The sequence below is a fragment of the Polyangiaceae bacterium genome, assembly GCA_020633235.1.
Taxonomy (GTDB): domain Bacteria; phylum Myxococcota_A; class Polyangia; order Polyangiales; family Polyangiaceae; genus JACKEA01.
In genome coordinates, this window is the sequence record JACKEA010000003.1 from 323400 (window position 1) to 343504 (window position 20105).

At 67.8% G+C, this 20105-nt stretch carries 17 protein-coding genes; 9 read left to right on the forward strand and 8 right to left on the reverse strand.

What is annotated here, in order from left to right; all coding sequences use genetic code 11:
• Positions 1-20: 20 nt before the first annotated feature.
• Complete coding sequence (locus H6717_18270) at positions 21-2108, reverse strand: acetate--CoA ligase family protein (GenBank protein ID MCB9578981.1); 2088 nt, start codon at positions 2106-2108, stop codon at positions 21-23.
• A 203-nt stretch (positions 2109-2311) separates the two neighbouring features.
• On the opposite strand from H6717_18270, the gene H6717_18275 reads away from it, so the two are divergent.
• From H6717_18275 to H6717_18285, 3 genes are all read left to right on the forward strand, one after another.
• Entirely contained in the window at positions 2312-3091 is a 780-nt protein-coding gene (locus tag H6717_18275; GenBank protein MCB9578982.1) for a hypothetical protein, read from the forward strand.
• Between the two features lie 111 nt (positions 3092-3202).
• Positions 3203-3475, forward strand: coding sequence for a type II toxin-antitoxin system Phd/YefM family antitoxin (locus tag H6717_18280; GenBank protein ID MCB9578983.1), 273 nt, complete (start codon positions 3203-3205; stop codon positions 3473-3475).
• Positions 3475-3897, forward strand: coding sequence for a type II toxin-antitoxin system VapC family toxin (locus tag H6717_18285; protein MCB9578984.1), 423 nt, complete (start codon positions 3475-3477; stop codon positions 3895-3897). Before H6717_18280 ends, H6717_18285 begins: the two co-directional genes overlap by 1 nt.
• Before the next feature lie 168 nt (positions 3898-4065).
• On the opposite strand, the gene H6717_18290 is transcribed toward H6717_18285, so the two are convergent.
• Together H6717_18290 and H6717_18295 are read right to left on the reverse strand one after the other, a co-directional pair.
• Entirely contained in the window at positions 4066-4500 is a 435-nt protein-coding gene (locus H6717_18290; GenBank protein MCB9578985.1) for a type II toxin-antitoxin system VapC family toxin, read from the reverse strand.
• Positions 4487-4762 (reverse strand): hypothetical protein, encoded by a 276-nt coding sequence (locus tag H6717_18295; GenBank protein MCB9578986.1) that lies wholly within the window; start codon positions 4760-4762, stop codon positions 4487-4489. Before H6717_18295 ends, H6717_18290 begins: the two co-directional genes overlap by 14 nt.
• Positions 4763-4906: 144 nt before the next feature.
• Here H6717_18295 and H6717_18300 point away from each other — a divergent pair, with 144 nt between their 5' ends.
• Complete coding sequence (locus tag H6717_18300) at positions 4907-5134, forward strand: AbrB/MazE/SpoVT family DNA-binding domain-containing protein (GenBank protein MCB9578987.1); 228 nt, start codon at positions 4907-4909, stop codon at positions 5132-5134.
• A gap of 187 nt (positions 5135-5321) precedes the next feature.
• On the opposite strand, the gene H6717_18305 is transcribed toward H6717_18300, so the two are convergent.
• The 3 genes from H6717_18305 to H6717_18315 all read right to left on the reverse strand — a co-directional run bounded on the left by H6717_18305 (position 5322) and on the right by H6717_18315 (position 13332).
• The gene (locus H6717_18305; GenBank protein ID MCB9578988.1) at positions 5322-9785 is read right to left on the reverse strand and encodes a translocation/assembly module TamB domain-containing protein; all 4464 of its coding nucleotides are present in this window, start codon (positions 9783-9785) and stop codon (positions 5322-5324) included.
• Between the two features lie 56 nt (positions 9786-9841).
• The gene (locus H6717_18310; GenBank protein ID MCB9578989.1) at positions 9842-11842 is read right to left on the reverse strand and encodes a BamA/TamA family outer membrane protein; all 2001 of its coding nucleotides are present in this window, start codon (positions 11840-11842) and stop codon (positions 9842-9844) included.
• A 62-nt stretch (positions 11843-11904) separates the two neighbouring features.
• Positions 11905-13332, reverse strand: coding sequence for an OmpA family protein (locus H6717_18315; GenBank protein MCB9578990.1), 1428 nt, complete (start codon positions 13330-13332; stop codon positions 11905-11907).
• 114 nt (positions 13333-13446) lie between these two features.
• On the opposite strand from H6717_18315, the gene H6717_18320 reads away from it, so the two are divergent.
• From H6717_18320 to H6717_18335, 4 genes are all read left to right on the forward strand, one after another.
• Positions 13447-15096, forward strand: coding sequence for an AMP-binding protein (locus H6717_18320; GenBank protein ID MCB9578991.1), 1650 nt, complete (start codon positions 13447-13449; stop codon positions 15094-15096).
• 434 nt (positions 15097-15530) lie between these two features.
• Positions 15531-16379, forward strand: a complete 849-nt coding sequence (locus H6717_18325) for an adenylate/guanylate cyclase domain-containing protein (protein MCB9578992.1) — start codon at positions 15531-15533, stop codon at positions 16377-16379.
• Between the two features lie 75 nt (positions 16380-16454).
• Entirely contained in the window at positions 16455-17156 is a 702-nt protein-coding gene (locus H6717_18330) for an MYXO-CTERM sorting domain-containing protein (protein MCB9578993.1), read from the forward strand.
• Positions 17157-17185: 29 nt separating this feature from the next.
• On the forward strand, positions 17186-17725 hold the full coding sequence (locus H6717_18335) for a Uma2 family endonuclease (protein MCB9578994.1): 540 nt from the start codon (positions 17186-17188) through the stop codon (positions 17723-17725).
• 27 nt (positions 17726-17752) lie between these two features.
• Here the strand turns inward: H6717_18335 and H6717_18340 are convergent, their stop codons facing one another.
• Positions 17753-18178: a VapC toxin family PIN domain ribonuclease gene (locus H6717_18340; protein MCB9578995.1), complete on the reverse strand. Its 426-nt coding sequence runs from the start codon at positions 18176-18178 to the stop codon at positions 17753-17755.
• Entirely contained in the window at positions 18175-18402 is a 228-nt protein-coding gene (locus H6717_18345; GenBank protein ID MCB9578996.1) for a type II toxin-antitoxin system CcdA family antitoxin, read from the reverse strand. The genes H6717_18340 and H6717_18345 overlap by 4 nt, the downstream gene beginning before the upstream one ends.
• Positions 18403-18509: 107 nt before the next feature.
• On the opposite strand from H6717_18345, the gene H6717_18350 reads away from it, so the two are divergent.
• Complete coding sequence (locus H6717_18350) at positions 18510-20099, forward strand: L,D-transpeptidase family protein (GenBank protein MCB9578997.1); 1590 nt, start codon at positions 18510-18512, stop codon at positions 20097-20099.
• The last annotated feature ends 6 nt before the right edge of the window (positions 20100-20105 follow it).

Sequence of the window (20105 nt, forward strand, 5' to 3'; positions counted from 1 at the left end):
GGGAGGGGACGCTACCACGGTCAGCGGCGCGAGGGTGACGGCTCGGATTTGGCGATGCGGATGCGAGCGTCCACCGCCAGCACGCCGCTCCCGGGGGGAAGCGCGATCAGCGGATTGATGTCGAGCTCCAGGATCTCCGGCACGTCCGCTACCAGCCGGGAGATCCGCAGGAGCGTGTCCACCAGCGCCTCCCGGTCGGCCGGCGGCTCACCGCGGAAGCCATCCAACAAGCAGGAGCCGCGGATACCGTCGAGCATTTCTCGAGCATCCAGATCCGTGAGCGGAGGCACGCGGAACACCACGTCCTTCCAGACCTCGACCGAGACGCCGCCCATCCCGAAGCCGATCAGGGGGCCGAACTGCGCGTCGTGGGTCACGCCCACGAAGGTCTCGAGGCCCCGCTGTGCCATCGCTTGCACCACGACGCCGTCCATCTTGGAGTCGAGCCCCTGCTCCGCGAGACGCATGCGGAGCCCCGCGAACGCGTCTTCCACGGCTTCTCGCCGCAAGAGGCCCAGCACCACGCCGCTCACGTCGGACTTGTGGGTGATCTCCCGGCTCATCAACTTGAGAGCGACGGGAAAGCCGATGGCCTCCGCCGCCTCGCCGGCCTCGCGCATGGTGGTGGCAAAGCGCGTCGCCGGCATGGCGATGCCGTAAGCCCCGAGCAGCTCGTTCACCTCGCTGGCGTCGAGCCAGCGGCCTTCATCCGACACGTCCTTCAGCACGGGCTGAGCGCGCTCCGGCGTCACGTCGGCGAGCTCCGGCACCTCACCCGCGGGGCGCGCCAGCCAGCGGCCGTAGCTCACGGCCCGCGACAGCGCGATGGCCGCTGCCTCCGGGAACGCGTAGGACGGAAAGCGCCCTTCCCGCAGGGACGACAGCGCCTCCGGCACGCCGTGCGTCCCCATGAAGCAAGTGAGCACGGGCTTTTCGGCGCCGGCCGCGCCCTGACGGATGGCCGTGGCCACGGCCGCGGGCTCGGTCACGATGGGCGGCACGAACAGCACCAGCACGGCGTCGATCTGCTCGTCTGCCAGCAACAGCCCGAGAGCGCGTTCGTAGGACGACGCCGGTGCGCTGGCGATCATGTCCACCGGATTCTTCACCGACGCCTCCGGCGGCAAGAACTCGAGCAGCGCCTGCTCGGTCTTGGGAGACAGGCGCGGTAGCGACAGGCCACGACTCTCGCACGCGTCCGACGCCATGATGCCGGGGCCGCCGGCGTTGGTGAGGATGGCCACCCGCGATCCCTTGGGCACCGGCTGGTTGCCGAGCAGCATGGCCATGTCGAACAGCTCTTCTATGGTGTCGGTGCGGATCACGCCCGCCTGACCGAGCAGCGCGTCCACCGCAACGTCGAGCCCCGCCAGCGCTCCGGTGTGAGACGACGCCGCCCGCGCGCCGGCTTCCGTGCGACCGCTCTTGACCACCACGATGGGCTTCACTCGGCTCACCTTGCGGGAAAGATCCATGAAGCGCCGCGGATTCCCGAGGCTCTCGAGGTACAGCAAGATCACCTTCACCGTGGGATCCGCGCCCCAGTACGACACCAGATCGTTGCCGGACACGTCCGCCTTGTTGCCCATGCTCACGAACTGCCGCACGCCGATGCCGAGATCCCGCGCGTAGTCGAGAATTGCCAGGCCCAGTGCGCCGGACTGCGAAGAGAACGCGACGTTGCCCGCCGGCGGCCAAGTGGGCGCGAAGGTCGCATCCAGCCGCACGTCTTCCGCGGTGTTCAAGATGCCGAGGCAGTTCGGCCCCACCATGCGCATGCCGTAGCCGCGCACCTTGCGGGTGATCGCGTCCTGCAGCGCGCGCCCCTCCGCACCCGTCTCGCCGAAGCCGGCGCTGATCACCACCAGCGCTCGCACGCCTTTCTGCCCGCACTCCTCCACGGCGGCGAGCACCTTGTCCCGCGGCACCACCAGGAGAGCCAGATCCACCTCGTCGGGGATGTCGCCCACGGTGGGGTACGCCTTCACGGACTGCACCACGGCGGCCGTGGGATTCACGGGATACACCGCGCCCGCGAAGTCGTTGGCCAGAAGGTTGTGGAAGATCTCCCCTGCGATGGTTCCGCGACGGCGAGAAGCGCCGATCACGGCGACGGAACGTGGTCGAAAGAGTGCGTCGAGGTCTGTCACGGCGGCGCACTATGGCATGACGCGCGCTGTCGTCGACCCCTCGCCTCCTCCTTCTCCAAAGGCATGATTTTTGTTGGTTCGCCGCGGAACCACCCCGCAGCGAACGTCACAATGACGTCGCATTTCGAGACAAGACGCCTCGGATCGACTCCAATGGCAGCGTGGAGCCGGTGCTCTTGGGGTTGGGACTCGCGGGGACGGCGGCCGCCGTGATCGCGCTCCGGACGTGGCAGGCGCGCGCGGCGTCCAAGCGAGGGCCCACGGCACCGATACGCGAAGGGCGCACCACGGTGGTGGGCGTGGTGGAGCTCATGGGCGAGGCCGTGGTCTCACCGCTCAGTCGACAGACGTGCGTGGCGTTCGACGTGGAAGTCTTCGAGGCCGGGGCCGAAACGCCGTTTGCGCGCCTGTCCGGCTGCGCGCCGTTCCGGCTCCACACCGCCGACGGCACCGTGGAGGTGATGTCCGAAGGCGGCCAGGTCGTGCTGCGCTCGAACCGTTCGGAGCTGATCACGGATCCGGCCCTCTTGTGGGACGTGCTGGAGAAGGTGGAAGCGGACGCGGACCAGTACGAAGCAGCCTGGGCCGAGGAGTCCTACTTCGTGGCGGGACAGCGCTTGCGCGTCACGGGGCAGGCGCGCCGAGCGGTGGAGCCGACGTCGGCCGGAGCATCCTACCGATCCCGGCTGAGCCAGTACTGGGTGCTCGAGCCGGATGGCGACACGCTCACCTTGGACGTGGAGCACGGCGACGACGAAGGGGTCGTGAAGGAGCGCCCATGGCACGCGCCCGCTGGGGCGATCGCCTGGCTCGAGCGCCACGGCACCACCTGTCCCCACTGCCTGCAAAGCTCGAAGCGCGTGCGCTACGTGGACGACGGCATCTCCGAACCGTTCCTGGTGTGCGCCGCCTGCGGTCGCTCCTTCGAGCTGACGGAGTGAGTCACGGCTCGCGATGTTCCCTCCTTCGACCGCGCGGGAGTGTCCAGAGAGGTGGGGTTCCTCGAGGGTTCGCGGCTTGCGGCCCTGGCCCAAGGTAGTAACATTGCTACAATGAAGAAACGGCGCGGCAAGGCGACGCAGATGACCAGTCGCGAGTTCAACCAACAGACCGCCCGGGCGAAACGTGCTGCGGCCGAGGGACCCGTCGTAGTCACTGATCGCGGTCGGCCTTCCTACGTGTTGATGAGCTACGACGCGTACCGCAAGCTTGCGGAGCAGTCGGGAAGCCTGATCGATGTCCTCGGCCGGCCGCATGGCGTTGCGGACGTGACGTTCAGTCCGCCACGTTCGAGAGAGCGCTCGAAACCGGCGACGCTGGACTGATGTTCCTCCTCGACACGAACGTGGTGTCCGAGCTGCGGAAGGTCGCCGCGGGCAAGGCGGACGCGGGAGTCTCGAGTTGGGCTCGCGCAACCGACGCCAACGCCATGTTCATCTCGGTCATCACGGTGCATGAGCTCGAGCACGGGGTTCGCCTTGCGGAGCGTCGCGATCGCCGGAAGGGCGCACTTCTGCGTCAGTGGTTGGACGGTAGCGTGCTTCCTGGATTTGCTGGCCGCATCCTGGCTGTAGACGTGGAAGCTGCTCGCGCTGCCGTCGGGTTGCACGTGCCGGATCCCGCGCCTTTTCGCGATGCGCTCATTGGGGCCAGCGCGCTCGTGCACGGCATGACGGTAGTGACTCGGAACGTCGTCGACTTCGAGCGCTTCCCGGGGATTCGAGTGCTAAACCCGTGGAAGAAGTAGCGCGGCGAGGTTCAGCTGCTATCTGGGCGGCGGGACCGATCGGGTGCGGCTGAATTTCCCGCGTGCTCGCCGCGTGGCTCCCGCCGACGCCCCGCATACGCCGCTCTGCTCCGGGCGCGATGTTTCCGCGGCGGACCGACATCCTGGCGGGAAGCTGCCGTCGTTCGATCAGGCTTCCTGCAGCGGATGGCGGTGCCTGAGGCCCGCGAAGCGCGCGAAGTCCGAGTCCGCGGTCACGAATTCGCAGCCGTGTTCCATGGCCAACGCGGCGTGGTACGCGTCCGCGACGAGCTTGCCGCGCGCCTTGGCTGCGACGCAGAGCCGTTCGAAGATCTCCCAGCTCCTTGCGCCGTGAGTCAGCAAGCGGGCGTTCGACCGGTCCCGCAGCCGGCGGACGAATTCGAAAGCGTCGGGCGTCGTCGTCGGATGCTCCCAGATCCGAGGGTTGGTGACGATGCGCACGAACCCCGACGCTCCCAGCTCCGAGATGGCGAACGGCTCAGCGCCTTCGGCAAGATCCTCGAGCCACCGAGCGTACCGGTCGTGCTCCGGAGCTTCCCTGCGGTGGGCGTAGATCAGGACGTTGACGTCAGGAAGCAGCATTGCGCCGTACCTGCGGGATACCAAGGCTCGCGGCGTCTTCGTCCTCTTCCACCGCCCGCACCTCTTCGGCGGACGGAAACCGCGCCGACGGGTCACCTCTCACCAGAAGCTGGAAGCGGGCATCCTTTGCCGCGCTCCGCTTCGCCCCGAGGTAGGCAGACAGTGCGTCGCTCACGAGGGCGCCCAGGGTACGGCCCTCCGCGCGCGCCAGCTGTTTGGCCCGCTCGAGAATTCGGGCATCGATGTCCACCGTCGTGCGCATGCCTCAGTGGTAACACATGCGCATCATGATGCAACGAGTGATGCATGGCGCATCAAGCGGCGCTCCGCTCGCGGTTTGTGCCGCACCCCGACCGGCGCGAGCTCGCGCTTGAACGAGACCCCTCGATTGGGAAGATCTTCCTACATGACCACGATACTGTCGAAAAAGGGTCAAATCGTCCTGCCCGCCGAAGTACGAGAGCAGCTTGGCTTGGAGGCAGGCGACGATTTCGAGGTGCTGGTCGAGGACGACCAAACCATCGTGCTCCGTCGCATCAACTCACCGCCAAACAAGGGCTTGATTGACTTGCTGCTGCAATGCCCGCACTCGTTCGAGGTCCCCCGCGTGACCGAGACGAGTCTCCGGCGGTAGCGCTGTGAGCTAGCTCGTCGATACGGACGTCTTCGCCGTGACCGCTCACCGTTACGGGCTCTCGCTCGTGACGCGAAATGAGAAGCACTTTCGCGGGACCGGAGTGTCCATCGTGAATCCGTTCGAAGGCCCAAGATAGGGCGCGGCGCTCGCCCATGCGTCGATCGTCGTGCAACGACCGACGCCCTCAGTCGTCGCTCGACCACTCGAAGAAGAGCGCCGGGCCGCCGCCTACGCGGTTGCCGGCGGCCACGCCCGCGCCGGCCTTCACCCGCGGGCGATTGAGCAGCATGTAGTCGAGCTCGAGCTCCGAGTCGCTGCGGCCCGGGCTCTCGGGCCGCGCCGTGGCGCGCACCCGCGTCTTGCCGCTCTTGGAATAGCGCTCGGCTTCCAGGTGACGGATCTTTCCGTAGGCGTGGGGTCCGTCGTACGGATCTGCCCAAGCGCTCACGCGATCCAAGAACAGATTGTGCGGCAGGTTGAGCGCCATGTACGAGAGCAGGATCACGTCGTACTGTCGCGGGATCTGGACCGTCTCGCTGGTGGGCAGGCCCGGCGCGCTCTTCCACTTCACGCGACCGGCGTTGTACACCGGCAGCATGTCCCATAGATCCGCGTTGGCCACGCCGCGGACGGTGGCCACGGGCTTCGAGATGGGGCCTTCCAGGTGCATGCGCACGACGTCGCCCCCCGCGCTGGCCTTGGACACGTCGCGCAGCATGGCGGCGTTGGGCGCGTACACGAGGTAGAAGTCGACGGCGCCCTTGGGATTTTCGGCGTTGAACACGATGCGGCTGTGCTTCTTCGGATCCAGCGTGTGCAGGCGACCACCGAGCTGCATGGCGCCCTCGGACAGATCCAACGCGCCGCGGATCTCCGGCTTGGCCGCGCCCGGGCGGCGCACCACCCGGAGCTGCCCGGTGCCCTGGAGCTCGAAGGGCGGCTTGTGCACGTGAATGGTGTTCGGCAGGTGCACGTTGATCACCAGGCCGGACTCGGGCAGCGGCTCGAGGGCGACCGGCGTCTGCTTGGGTGGCGGCGCCGGCAGCACCGGCGGCGCGGGCGGAACGTAGCCCGCGTTCGGTGTGAGCTTGCCGAGCTTCACGCCGGCATCACCCAGGTAGGCAACGTCGCCCAGATCCGTTTCTTCCGGCCAGTGCGCTTTTTCGAAGCGCTCCGGCAGGTTCATGTCCAGCGCCTCCACGGTGGTGTCCATCACCCGAAGCGGCCGCGTGAGATCTCCCTTCACCGCGATCTTCGCGTTCAGCGTGGCGCGCGGCGCGTCCGGCTTGCCCAGGAGCTCGGTACCGAACAACAGCCAGTCCTTGCTCTCCAGCCGCAGCGCCACGGTTTCCGGCTTCAGGTTCTTCCAGCCCACCGTGCCCCTCAAGGACAGCGTGCGATCGCTCTTTTGGAGATCCGACTCGTGCAGCTCCAAGGCGTCGATGGATAACGCGCTCGCATTCGACGACAGCGCCAGGCGCACGTCCTTGTAGCGGCGATCCGTTCCCGGCAGCGTGACGACGCCGCGGGTGACGGCCAGCTTGCCGTCGAGCTCTCCGCTCGCCAGGCGCTTCTTGCCGTCCTTCGCTTCCAGCTCGAGACGGCCGTCCATGTTCCAGTCCAGGCGTCCGTCGAAGCCGACGGGGCGATCGTCTGCCTTGGGCAGCAAGGAGGCGACAGCCACGTCGTTGGCCCGCGCAGAAAGCGTGACGTTGGCCGTACCGCCGTTCTTGGACAGGAACTGGGTCAGCTCCGCCCGCGGCGCGTGCACGGCGAGGGTCACCGGCGCCGTGTTGGCCGACGGCTGGCCCAGTCCGAAGGACACGTCTACCGCGTCGTGCGACGCCGAGAGCGCTAGCGCGGCGCGCCCCTCGCCCCCGGCGGCGGTGGTGAAGTCCGTGAGCGCGACGCCGCCGTTCACCAGCGGCTCCTTCACCGATCCATTGATGGCGATGCGCCCGCTGGCGCTGCCCGGCGCGTGGGCGAGCTTTTCGGAGAGCTTGGACCACGCCGAGAGCTTCGTCTTCGGGATCTCCGCCACCAGCGCGAGGGCCGGATCCCCGAGCTTCTTCTCCCGTGCCCGGTCCAACACGCCGGCGCCGGCCACGCCGACGGTGCCGTCCAGGCGCAGCGTGTCGACGCCGGCGAGAGCGACGTCTACGTCGACCCGCGTGACGCTGGGCTCGAGCTTCACGCGGGCGCGGGCGTTCACGGGGCCCTTGCCGCCGCGGCTCACGTCGAGGGCGCGAAGCTCCACAGTACCGCTGGCGTCGTGGCGATCGCCCGCGAGGTGCGCGTCGAGCTCCACCTTGCCGCCGAGCCCCGCCTTCCTGAGGGCCGGCGGCAGCTTCTCCAAGGGCGGCGGGCGCAGCGCCAGATCGAGCTTCCAGCTCGGGTTCTTGTCGAGCTCCGCCTCCACGTTCCCGGTCGCCAGCGGATCGCCACGCTCGTCCAACCAGGCGGAGAGCTTGGTGACCACGCGCGCGTCTTTCAGGGTGCCGTGGACGTTCACGCGCTGATGCGCGTCCACTCCGGGCACAGCGTCGGTCACCACGTCCAGATCGAAGCTGCCGTCCGGCTTCTGGGTGGTTCCTTTGATGTCGGCGTGCACCCGGACCTCGCCGTCCGGCACCCGCGCGAGCTTCACCGCGACGGCGTCCGGTAACAGGCGCGACAGATCCGAGAGCTTGCGCTTGGGGACGTCCACGTACAGGCGCACGGGGCCGCTCCCCAGCTTTCCGTTCGAAAGCGGAACGCTGGCTTCGATGCGCGCCACCTCTTGTCCCGGGTTCTTCTCCCGAGCGACAATGGTGACGTCCGCGTGGTGCTTGCCGGCGGTGCCGCGGATCTCCGTGCGCAGGGCGCCGCGGCGACCGGTTTCGAGGTCGAGGGCGATCTTCGCCTTCGGTTCTTCGCGGGTTCCCGAGAGCTTGACCCGGCCGGAGAGTATGCCGTCGACTCCACGCACGGGCTTGCCGGAAAGCGCTGCCAGAGCCCCAACGTCGAGGCCATGCAGCTCGACGCTGCCGTCCAACCGCGACAGCGCCATCTTCTGCTCGCCCTTGTGCAGCGAGGCATTCACGTCGATCTGCACCACGCCGCCGGCCACGCGCACCTTGCCCTTGGTCAGCGTGACCTCCAAGGCTTGGTCCACCCGGCCTTCCACGTGCACGGTGAGCTCGCCGCGCTTCACCCGCACACCACCCGGAGGAAGCTTCGAGCGAATCGGCACGCCCGCGGCGCGCAGCTTGGCCAGGGCCTGCCCCACGTCCGCCGTCGGCTCCACGTCCAGGGACAGGTGCTTGTCCGCCAGGCGGTAGCTGCCCTTGGCGCGCACTTCCTGGTCCAGTGCCTCGACCAACAGACTCTCGATCCGAAGCCGGCCCTCGGCGAACCGAGCGTCCATCACCGCGCGGTCCACGGTGATGCCTTTGGCGCGCAGCGGCCCGAGCTCCAGGTGGATCTTGGCGTCGGCCTTGTCCTTCTTGGTACCGCGACCCTTCACCGCCAGCGCCAGGCGGTCGAGCTCCAGCGGCGGGACTTTCTTCAAAGCCAAGAGCTTTGTCGTGCGCAGATCCTTCAGCGTCAGCTCGACGTCGTAGCTGAGATCTTCCAGGCGCCGCGCGTCCACGGTGCCAGCGAGCTTCAGCGTTCCGCCCTGGGTCTTCAGGTCGAAGTCCAGGGCGAGCTTTTCCGGTGGTCCGCTGACGGTGCCACCCAGCGACACGTCCGAGGCGAGGACCTCGCGGCCCAAGAGGCCGTTCACCTCACGGTGATCGAGCTCGAGCCCTACGAGCGTCGCGCGCTGCTCGCCGGAGAGCGCCGCGCCCTCGGTCTTGCCGCTCACCTTCAAGGACGAGAGCGCGAGCACGCCCAGGGCCACGCCGTCCAGAGTGGCGTCGAGCTCTCCGGGGCCGAGCTCCGCGCTCAGCTGTCCGATCGAGATGTCCTTTTCGAAGCGGGACTTGTCCCGCGACAGGAGCACGTGGGCCTTCGTGGGCGCGAGCGTCACCGTGCCCGCACCCTGGGTGAGGTCGGCGCTCACTCCGGTGCTGAGCCCCGTGATCGCCAGCGCCATGTTGGAGTTGGTGCGCGTCACGTCGGCCCCGAAGTGGGACACCTCGAGCTTCAGCGTCTTTTCTGCGGGCACGCCGCTGAAGGACGCCCGGAGCGCCAGGTCCAGCACCCGCAGCTTTTCGTTGTTCGGTTGCGTCAAGCCGACACTCACACCGTCTACCTCGATGGCCCGCACCGCAACGGCGCGCGCCGCCTTCTTCCCGGAAGACGTGCTGGGCTTCTTGGGCTTGGGCTTGATCAGCTTCTGCAGGTTGCTGGTGCCGTCGGCGTACTTCTCGATCTCGAGGCCCAGACCGTGAAGCGTCACCCGATCGAGGACCAGCTCCCCTCGCAGGAGCGAGCCCCAGCTCGGCACCACGGTGAGCTCCGAGAGACGCACCACGCGCTTGCCGCTGGCATCGTCGATCTCGAGATCTCCCAAGGTGATGCTGCCGAACAGGGCATAGTCGAGGCGCCCGAGCTTCACGCTGCCGTTCACGCGCTCGCCCAGGGCGCTCTCCACCTTGTGACGCACGAAGCGCTTGCCGGGCCCCGAGTGCAGCGCCAAGAGGGCGACCACGAGCAGGATCACGATCGCGCCGAGACCGCGCAGGCCCCATCGAATCGCTCGCCGTGCTCGTGAATCGCTCAAAACGCCTCCCCGATTCTCAGGAATACCAGATAGGAGGAGAGCTTGCCGGCGGGCTGGGGCTCGTCGTCCACGAGCAGCCGGTAGCTGGCATCCAGCGAGATGGGCAGGTACCAGAGCCGAAGCCGCGGACCGAGACCGAGCGCCACGGAAACGCCGGTATCGAAGGGATTCAGCTCGCGACCGGCGCCACCGGCGTCGGCGAAGAGCGACAGGCCGATGGGCTTACGAAACGGAAGGAACCGCGCTTCCAGCGACGCCTCCAGCAGACTGCGCCCGCCGACCAGCTCGTCCGTGCAGGAGGCGCCCGCGGCGCAAGGCGCCGACGGCGCGAGGCGCTGGCGTCCGTAGCCGCGCATGCCCCAGGCGCCGCCGCCGAACAGCCGCTCCGCGACGGGCACGCCGTCGCTCGTGGCAAGCGTGGCAAAGCCGCCGCTCACCCGCGCCGCCAGCGACCACGACTCACCGAACGGAATGAAGCCGCGCAGATCCGGGTCCAAGCGCAGCACCTGTGCGCTGCCGAGCGACCCGCCGGGAAAGTACGCCGCGCGCAGCGCCATGAAGTGACCGCGCTTCGGCTCCACGCCGTCGTCGCGAGCGTCCCAGGTGACTGACGTCTCGAGCTCCGCGCCCCGCGGCGTGTCCTCCGCGGGCAGATCGAAGCGATCCCGCGTGGCGGCGTCGAAGGGGCCGAAGTCGAGGGCGTGCTCGAGGTGGAACAGTGCGTCGACGTCCCAGAACAGACCGCGAGCGAGGGTGGTGCGCACGCCGGGCCCCGCCGCGACTTCGCGCAGTAGGAAACCGGGAAACAAAGTGTCGCGATAGCTCGCGCTCAAACGGAAGTCCCCGCGGCGCCCCAACAAACCGGGTCTCAGGTAGCGGAGCAGGGCGTGACCATAGACACCGCCGGGCTCGTCCTCGTCGTCGGAAAAGATGTGGCCGTAGCCGGCGCCTCCGGCGATCTCCAGATGGTGCCAGGGCCCGAACAGATCTCGGAGGAAGAGCCGGCTCTCGGCGTACACGTCGGCGCGCGTCGGATCCGCCTCGGCGCCGGCGCGCAGGCGGAGCTGGGCTCGCGGCGCTTCCACCACCACCACGCGAACGTCCACGTCCTCGGGCAGCGTGCGAGGCACCAGGTTGCCGTTCTTGTCGACCTGCTCCGCCGAGAGCTGTCCGCCGGTCTCGGGCCGCTCCCCGGGCAGCACGCGCTCCACGTTGGCGGTGGGCTTGACAGAGACCGAGGCGTAGTCCCCGGTGTCCAGCAGATCGATCTCCGAGTCTTCTTTCAGGGCCAGGCTGTAGGGCTTGCCCGGCACGATGCCCATGCGCTCGAGCACCTTGTCCTCGGGCGCGCGCACGGCGCCTTCCACCACCACGCGCCCGACGCGAGTCTTGGGGCCCTGGTCCACCCAGTAGTACCAGTGCACCGCCTTCGGTTCACGGTCCACGAACGCGCGGCTGATGACCATGGCGTGACCGAAGCCGTCGCGCTGCAGCGCCTCCGCCATGGCCAGGCGCACGTGGCGGTAGGTCTCGAGATCGACCTCGTCCCCCGCGTGGAACGGGATCAGCGCTCGGAGCTCGCGCTCGTGCCCCGGCGGAGCGCGCTCGAGGTGCACGCTGGCGATGTGATACGGCGTTCCTTCGGTCACCGTCCAGGTGACCTTCACGCTCTTGCGGTCCGCGGCGAACTCGACCTTGGGCTCGCTCACCTGCACGTCGAAGTAGCCGTAGGTCTGCCAGAAGGAGCGAATGCGCCGGCGGTCCTCGGCCAGCTTGAACTCGTTGAAGTAGCGATGCGTGACCAGCGCGTTGCCCGTGCGCAGGCCGAGGAGCATGAACAGCTCTTCGTCGTCGAGCTTCGGCTCGCCCCCGCCAGGCGCGACGATGGCCACCTCGCTGACGACGATGTCCGTCTCGCCCGGCGCGCGCTCCGGCCGCTGCTTGGTGCAGGCGGCGAGCACCAGCACCAGGGCGAGCAGCATCCGTCGCCAAGCCATGGGCCGATTCGTACCACGACGGCGCTCGGCATTCACCGAGCGCCGTCGCGTTCTTCAGGGGGTTACTTCTGGATCAGCTTGAACTCGATGCGGCGGTTCTGCTGCTTGCCCGCCTTGGTCTTGTTGTCGGCGATGGGCTCGTCTTCGCCCGCGCCGCGGGTCTCGATGCGATCCTCGCTGACACCCTTGTTCACCATGTACTGCTTCACGGAGTCAGCGCGGTCGCCGCTGAGCTTCTTGTTGTGCTCGGCGGTGCCGTCGCTGTCCGTGTGACCGGTGATGAGCACGCGCAGATCCGGATAGTCGGTCAGCACCTTCACCGCGGCGTCCAGCAGCTTGAAGGACGTCGGACGGATGGTGGCCTTGTTCTTGTCGAACTCGATGCCCTTGATCACGCCGGTGAACTTCTTCACCTCTTCGGGGATCTCGTCGGGGCAGCCGTCCTCGTCCTGGAAGCCGTTCTTGGTCTCGGGCTCCTTCGGGCACTTGTCGTCGGGATCGAGGATGCCGTCGCCGTCCGTGTCCTTCACCGGACAGCCGTCCGGCGCCACGCCCGGCTCCGTGGGGCACTTGTCATCCGGATCCATGAAGCCGTCGCCGTCCGTGTCCTTCACCGGGCAGCCGTCCGGCGCCACGCCGGCTTCCGTGGGGCACTTGTCGTCCGGATCCATGAAGCCGTCGCCGTCCGTGTCCTTCACCGGGCAGCCGTCCGGCGCCACGCCCGGCTCCGTCGGGCACTTGTCGTCCGGATCCATGAAGCCGTCGCCGTCCGTGTCCTTTGGGCCCGCCGGCGGGGCCTTCTCGGCGGAACGGCCCAGGGTGAGGCTCAAGCCGAGCAGCACCTCGGGGTGATGGGCGTCGTCGGACTTGCCATCGCGAATGTCGGGATTGGCGCTGGTGACGTTGTCGCGGCCGTCGATGCGCACCGAGAGCATCTTGGTGATGGCGGCCTTCACGCCGATACCGAAGTGGAAGGACGGATCGCCGTCGCTGCCCATGTTGTCGGTCTTGGCGCCGAGACGGCCCATGCCCACCAGGGCAAAGGGGGTGATGCGATAGCCGGGAAGCTGGCCGATGGCGTGCGCCCGGAGCGCCCACAGCGTGGCGCTGCCGCCGTTTTCGTCCTTGGTGGGCATCACCGCGCCTTCGCCCTCCACGCCGAGGAAGCTCAGCGGGAAGTACGCCGCCCGCAGTCCGATCTCCGGCGCCACGCGCTTGAAGCGAATGAACGGTTCTCCGGGACCCCGCAGGTTGTGATCCCGGGCGGGCAAGAACACGCCTCCGAAGAGTCCGAGCTCGATGAGACCCGACTCCGGCGTGTAGTGCGACAGCCAGCTGCCCGACGTGCTCGAGCCTTCGCTGCTCGCGCCACTTTCGGTGGAAAGCGAGAACGAGCCGGAAGCCCCGGACTCGGAGTCCTGGGCGTAGGCAGATGTCGCGGACAACATGGCGGCGATCGCAGCCGTCAGAGCGATGGTTCGTTTGCCCATGGAAGCCTCCTGATGCACGCGGGTTAGCGGACGCGGCGCGTCAGAGCAAATGAGCGATATCAACGGCGTCCCACTCCCATGACCCGTGCTAGAAGCGCGGGCAGAGGGATTGCGATGAAGACCCAGCTCGATCACGTCTACGAGCTCGAGCGCACCCGGCCGGACGCCCTGTGGCTCACGCAGCCGATGGGGGGCGGACGCCTTCGGGAGCTCAGCTACTCCGAAGCGATGAGCGAGGTACGGCGGATGGCCGCTCACCTCGTTTCCCTGGGCCTTCCGGACAAGAGCCGGATCGCCCTGTTCAGCAAGAACAGCGCCTGGTGGATGCTCGCGGATCTGGCCATCTGGATGGCCGGCCACGTGTCCGTCCCGCTCTACCCCACGCTCACGGCCGAGAGCATTCGGCAGATCCTCGAGCACAGCGAGGCGGAGCTGATCTTCATCGGCAAGCTGGACGGCTTCGAGGCCATGGCGCCCGGCATTCCCACCGAGCTCCGCCGCATCACCCTGCCGCTGTCCCCCACCCTCGACGTGCCGACCTGGAACGACGTCATCGAGAAGACCGAGCCGCTCTCCGGCGAGCCCTCCCCGAACGAAGACGACCTCGCCACCATCATCTACACCTCGGGCAGCACCGGCGTTCCCAAGGGCGTGATGCACAGCTTCCGCTCCATGTGCGAGCCCGGCCGCGGCATCGTGAAGGCCTTCGACATCACCACCGAGGACCGCATGCTGTCCTACCTGCCGTTGGCCCACGCCTTCGAGCGTTACGTGGTGGAGACGGGCGCGTTGCTCTCCGGCTTCCAGGTGTTCTACGCCGAGAGCCTGGACACCTTCGTTCAAGATCTCAAGCGCGCGCGCCCCACGCTGTTCGTGTCGGTGCCGCGGCTGTGGCAAAAGTTCCAGCTCGGCGTGCAGGCCAAGATGCCCCCCGCTCGCATGAACCTCATGCTCAAGGTCCCCATCTTGAGCGGCGTCGTGCGGCGAAAGGTGCTCTCGGGCCTCGGCCTAGATCACTGTCGCATCGCCGGCTCGGGCTCCGCGCCCATCCCGGCGCAGCTCATCGAGTGGTACCGCTCCCTGGGCCTCGAGCTGCTCGAGGGCTACGGCATGACGGAGAACTTCTCCTACTCCCACATGAGCAAGCCAGGCCGCGTGCGCGTGGGCTACGTGGGCCACACCACCGAAGGCGTCACCTGCAAGATCAGCGAGGAGGGCGAGGTCTTGGTGAAGAGCCCGGGCAACATGCTCGGGTACTACAAGGCGCCGGAGCTCACGCGGGAGGTGCTGGACGAGGACGGCTGGCTCCACACCGGTGACCAGGGCGAGATCGACGAGCAAGGCCGCTTGAAGATCACCGGTCGGGTCAAGGAGCTGTTCAAGACCAGCAAGGGCAAGTACGTCGCCCCCGCGCCCATCGAGAACGAGCTCTTGCTGCACCCGGACGTGGAGCTCGCCTGCGTGACCGGCGGGGATTTCCCGCAGCCCTGGGGCATGGTGGTGCTCTCGGAGCAGGCACGCGAAAAGGTGAAGAGCGAGCGCGAGCGGATCGGGCAATCCCTCGCCAGCTACTTGAAGGAGGTCAACGGCTCCCTCAATCAGCACGAGCAACTGAGCTTCATCGCCGTGATCTCCGACGAGTGGACCATCGAGAACGGCCTTCTGACGCCCACGTTGAAGCTCAAGCGCAGCGCCATCGAGAAAAAGTACGGCGCCCTGGCCAAGAGCTGGCACGACGAAAAGCAGCCAGTCGTCTGGACGTGATCGATCCCCCGGCGTCCGAGCTGTTGCCGGCATCCGTGCGCTCGGTCATCGCCAAGACCGAGCCGGGCGCGGCCTTCGTGGACGCCTTCGCTCGCGACGTCCAGAACCTGACCTTCCGCCGGCTGCGCATCGCGGGGCTCTTGTACGCGGGAGTGCACGTCGTTTCGTCGCTCCTCGTCGCCATCATGAGCACGGAGGCGCTGGCCCAGTGGCTCGCGCCGCGCGCCGCCATCGTGGCCGTGAGCATCACGTTCTCGCTGCTCACCTACGCTCCCAAGCTCGAGCGCCACGCCTTTTGGCTGTCCATCGCCCTCGCTCTCGTGACCGCGGTCTACATCCTGGTTCCGCTGCTCCGTTTCGGCCTGGGGTGGGGCTCGGACCACGGCAGCCTGGTGCTGCTCATCGTGTGCACCGGGCTCCTGTTCCCGTACACCATGAAGCAAATGCTCGCGCTCACGGTGAGCATCCTGGTTCTGTACCTGGGCGCGGCCTTGGCCGTGTTTCGCGCCGGGGATTCCGGTTGGCTCTTGGAGGGGCTGTTCTACGTCACCAGCGCCAGCGCCATCGTGGTGGTGGGCGCGCGCCTCGCGTACAAGCTGCGCGCCGGCGAGTTCCTCGCGCGCCAGGAGCTCGGCCGCGAGCGGGACAACGCCGAGCAGCTGCTGCTCAACATCTTGCCGGCGTCCATCGTGGCGCGGCTCAAGAAGGACCAGACCGCCATCGCCGAGGGCTTTCGCGACGCCACCGTGATGTTCGCGGATCTCGTCGGCTTCACCCCGCTGAGCGCCCAGATGAGCCCCAAGGCGCTCGTGGAAATGCTGAACGAGGTGTTCTCTCGCTTCGACGCCCTCACGGAGAAGTACGGCCTCGAGAAGATCAAGACCATTGGCGACGCCTACATGGTGGCCGGTGGCTTGCCCACGCCGCGAAGCGATCACGCCATTCTCGTGGCCAACATGGCTCTGGAGATGCGCGAGGTCGTCGAGAACCTGGAGACGCCCACCGGGGATCGGCTCCAGGTCCGCATCGGCATCAACACCGGGCCCGTCGCCGCCGGCGTCATCGGCACCAAGAAGTTCACCTACGACCTGTGGGGCGACACCGTGAACACCGCCGCCCGCATGGAAACCCACGCGGACCCGGGGGACATTCAAGTCACCGAACGCAGCTACGAGCGCCTCAAGCGCCAGTTCCACCTCGAGCCCCGCGGCACCATCGAGGTGAAGGGCAAGGGCGGCATGCGCACCTACCTGTTGGTGGGCAAGCATCGCCCCCTGGCCTGAGAGATATTGTCGCTGCAACGCGGAAACCGCGCGGCCACCCTTCGCGTCCCGAAGAACATCGTGCATCATTCGGCAATGCGCACGCCCGTGTTCGCCCTCGCGCTCGTCGCGACCGCCGCCCTTTCAACCGCCGCCCACGCCGATCTTCCCCCGCCGGACGGCGAGAAGTTCGTGAGCTTCTCGTTCCAGGTGCAGAACGTCGAAGCCTTCCCGGACACGGTGCTCTTGGCCTACCCGTACAGCGCGTCCAACGGCGCGCCGACGGTGGAGGTCGCCGAGGTGAAGGCCAACGCGCCGCTCACCATCGGCCGCCGCAGCGCGAACACCGAGCTCTACACCATGAAGCGCACCGACTACGACGCGTGGAAGAAGAGCTACAAGCCGGGCAAGGACGAATTCAACGACCCGGAGCTGAAGAAGCTGTTCGAGAGCGACAAGGTCGTAAAGTGCGACACTGCTCCGACGCGCGTATTCCAGCTGCCCAAGGACGACCCACGAGACGCCGTGCTGCAGACGCTGAAGCTCGAGTCCGCGAAGCCGTGCCACGTGACCGAGGCGAGCGCGCAGGCCAAGGCGGCCCCCGACAGCGACCCGAAGCCGACGCCCGCTGCGGATCCGAAACCAACTCCGGCGTCGGAGCCTCCGCCGAACCCCACGCCGTCCTCGCCGCCGAAGAGCGGCTGCGGCGGCTGCGCCACGGGCGGCGCGCCCTCGCCCGGAGGCGCGCTGTCACTCCTGGCGCTCGGCGCCGCGGTGCTGCTGCGGCGGCGCCGTTAGACGCCTCGCGCTACGCTTTCGGAGACCCGATGGCCCAACCAGTTCTGCCCACCTGCAGCTATCAGGAGTACTTGGAGCGACTCGAGGCGAGCGAGATCCGCCTGGAGTTCGTCGACGGTATCGTCTACGCGATGGCAGGGGGAACCCCGGCCCACAATCGAGTCGTGATGCGATTGACGCTTCATGTGGGTGGTCAGCTGCCGAAGCGCTGTGAAGCCTATGGCTCCGATCAGAAGATCCGCGCGCACAACGCGGGATACTTCCCGGATCTCAGCATCGTCTGTGGTGCGCCGTCGACCGCACCGGACGATCCGAACGCTTTCACGAATCCGTCCACCCTGTTCGAGGTGCTCAGCCCATCCACCGCCGGCACCGACCAGACCACGAAGGCCGAGCGCTACAAGGCCTTGGCCAGCCTCCAAGAGTACGTGATCGTCGCGCAACCGGAACGTCGCGTCGTGGTGCATCGCCGCACGCCGGACGGCTTTCAACTCGAGGAGTACGGTCCAACCGACGTCATCGCGCTCTCCTGCGGAGTAAAGCTTCAAGTCTCCGAGCTTTACGCTTGAGCCACCCGGCGGCGACGCGACTCGCCGCTACCCGATGTCCACGACCGTCACGTTGCGATAGGGCGCGGAGAGCTTGCGGAGGTCGCCAGCGTCGGCTGTCAGAACCACGCCGCCGCCCAGTTCAACGGCAGCCGCTACGACATGGGCGTCGACCATGAAGGTAGAACCAACGCCTGCGGCGGCGAGGATGCCCCCGACCAGACGCGCCATGCTGCGATCCGTCGGGCGAACGTAGATGCCCGTTTCGCCCGTTTCGCGAGATAGACAGGCATCCAAGAGCTGGTCATGGTCTCTTCCGCGGTACAGCTCAGCGAGCACGACGGCCGGCACGACGACCTCGCGCCCAAGGCGGAACGCCGCGCTCATGGCTGCCCGGACTTCCCGCTGGCGCTTGGTAGAGCGGCCGCCAAGCGCAGACATGGCCTCGGCATGGAGGACCAAGCATCGGCTCATGAATGCAGCGCCTCGTACTTGGCGATGGTAGCCTCTGCGACCTTTCCGTGGCGTCGGTCCAAGTCCGCCAGTAGCTCGCCCAGGAGGCGCTGCCGCCGTCGCCGCGCGAGCGCATCTCGCACCGCCTCGTTCACCTGTGTAGACAGCGCAACCTCAGAAGCTTCGAGCTCCGCGACCAGCTCGGCATCCAGGGAAACGGAGATCTTGCGCTTCGCTGCGGTCATACCAATCGCGTACCATGGTAAGACCCGTGAGCCTGAGGTTCCGCGGCGGACCAACAAACACCCGGAATTTGCCCGGGATTGGCGCCGGCGGCGATGCTCCGCGCGAGATGCGCGCGCGTTCCCTTTTGTGGCTGGCTCTGGCGATGGCGGGTTGCGGCAAGAAGCCCGCGGGCGCGGAAGTGCCGCCGGAGCCCAGTCGGGCTCCCGCTCCGCCGGAGCCCACGGCGATCCTTTACCAGCTACCGAAGAAGCCGCCGGCGGTGGCCGCGCTCTCTCCCAAGGTCTACATCCGTAGCGCGCCCGCGCCCGGAGCGCCGGAGATCGGCGCCATTCACATCGGCACCTGGGTGGATCTGAAGCAGCCGAAGCCGGTGGGCACGAACGGCTGCGCGGGGGGCTGGGTGGCGGTGGAGCCGGAAGGCTACGTGTGCCTCGATCGCAGCACCACGCTCGACATCGAAGGCCATCCGCTGCTCGCCGCGATCCAAAAGCACCAGGGGGACTTCTCGGCGGCGGCGCCCTACCGCTGGGCCGAGTCTCGCGAGGCGCCGCTGTATCGCCGGCTGCCCACGGAAGAAGAGCAGGCGCGCAGCGAGTACGATCTCGAACGGCACCTGCGACGCGTCGACAAGGCCCGGAAGGATCCCGAGCACGTGCCCTCGACCCTCGCGGGCGTGGACCTGCGCCCGGCAACGGGGAGCGTCCCAGGGTTTCTCGCCGATGGCGCCGTGTCGCCGTGGTCACAGGTGAACACGCCGGGGGACCCGCGCGTGCGCGCCGGGCGCGTCCCCACGCGCTCCAGCATTGCCTATACCGACGAGTTCTTCGCGAACGGGCGGAGCTGGCTTTTGACCAGCGATCTGTTGCTGGTACCGAAGGACCGCGTAGTCCCGCTCGAGCCGGCGACCTTCGCCGGCGTGCACCTGGACGAGCACGTGCGGCGCCTGCCGCTGGCGTTCATCCGCCGCGAGCCGCGGCCCAAGTTCCGCTTCGTGAGCGACGCCACGGCGAAGCGCGAGCCGAGCGGCGTGGTGCCCGCGGCGGACTTCACCCAGGTGGAGGACGCCGAAGGTGGCCACTTCGAAGAGACCGGCGCGACCTTCGAGCGCCTGGCGTGGGTGGGGCTCACGGGCCACGTGCGCCGGAGCCGCAGCGTGCGCTACCTCGAGACCCGGGACGACGGCATCTGGATCCGCGAGGACGACGCCACGGTGGTGCAGAGCGAGCCTCCGAAGGGCTTCGAGCTCGCGCCCGGGGAAAAGTGGATCGACGTGAGCATCTTCCGCGGCACCCTGGTCGCCTACGAAGGCCGCCAGGCGGTGTTCGCCACGCTGATCTCGCCCGGCATGAATGGCTACAAGCGGATCAACGGCGAGCCCGGCAAGTACACGACGCCCACGGGCACCTTCCGCATGGAGTGGAAGCACCTGTCCACCACCATGTCCCCGGACCCGAAGCGCATGAGCTACTACCTATCCGAGGTCCCCTACACGCAGTTCTTCCACATGCCCTTCGCCCTGCACGCCGCCTACTGGCATGATCGCTTCGGCGAGCCCAAGAGCGGCGGCTGCGTGAACCTCTCCGTGAAAGATGCCCAGTGGCTGTTCGGCTGGACCGACCCCAAGCTTCCCGACGGATGGCACAGCGTACGTTCCGGCGGAGATCGCGGCGAGGGCACCTGGGTGCGCGTGCACTGACGCTCG

Bases quoted from the DNA above. Each gene is read 5' to 3' on its own strand.
- H6717_18280 (MCB9578983.1), top strand. From the start codon at position 3,203: ATGAAGAAACGGCGCGGCAAGGCGACGCAGATGACCAGTCGCGAGTTC.
- H6717_18285 (MCB9578984.1), top strand. From the start codon at position 3,475: ATGTTCCTCCTCGACACGAACGTGGTGTCCGAGCTGCGGAAGGTCGCC.
- H6717_18290 (MCB9578985.1), bottom strand. From the start codon at position 4,500: ATGCTGCTTCCTGACGTCAACGTCCTGATCTACGCCCACCGCAGGGAA.
- H6717_18295 (MCB9578986.1), bottom strand. From the start codon at position 4,762: ATGCGCACGACGGTGGACATCGATGCCCGAATTCTCGAGCGGGCCAAA.
- H6717_18300 (MCB9578987.1), top strand. From the start codon at position 4,907: ATGACCACGATACTGTCGAAAAAGGGTCAAATCGTCCTGCCCGCCGAA.
- H6717_18310 (MCB9578989.1), bottom strand. From the start codon at position 11,842: ATGGCTTGGCGACGGATGCTGCTCGCCCTGGTGCTGGTGCTCGCCGCC.
- H6717_18315 (MCB9578990.1), bottom strand. From the start codon at position 13,332: ATGGGCAAACGAACCATCGCTCTGACGGCTGCGATCGCCGCCATGTTG.
- H6717_18320 (MCB9578991.1), top strand. From the start codon at position 13,447: ATGAAGACCCAGCTCGATCACGTCTACGAGCTCGAGCGCACCCGGCCG.
- H6717_18325 (MCB9578992.1), top strand. From the start codon at position 15,531: ATGAAGCAAATGCTCGCGCTCACGGTGAGCATCCTGGTTCTGTACCTG.
- H6717_18330 (MCB9578993.1), top strand. From the start codon at position 16,455: ATGCGCACGCCCGTGTTCGCCCTCGCGCTCGTCGCGACCGCCGCCCTT.
- H6717_18335 (MCB9578994.1), top strand. From the start codon at position 17,186: ATGGCCCAACCAGTTCTGCCCACCTGCAGCTATCAGGAGTACTTGGAG.
- H6717_18340 (MCB9578995.1), bottom strand. From the start codon at position 18,178: ATGAGCCGATGCTTGGTCCTCCATGCCGAGGCCATGTCTGCGCTTGGC.
- H6717_18345 (MCB9578996.1), bottom strand. From the start codon at position 18,402: ATGACCGCAGCGAAGCGCAAGATCTCCGTTTCCCTGGATGCCGAGCTG.
- H6717_18350 (MCB9578997.1), top strand. From the start codon at position 18,510: ATGCGCGCGCGTTCCCTTTTGTGGCTGGCTCTGGCGATGGCGGGTTGC.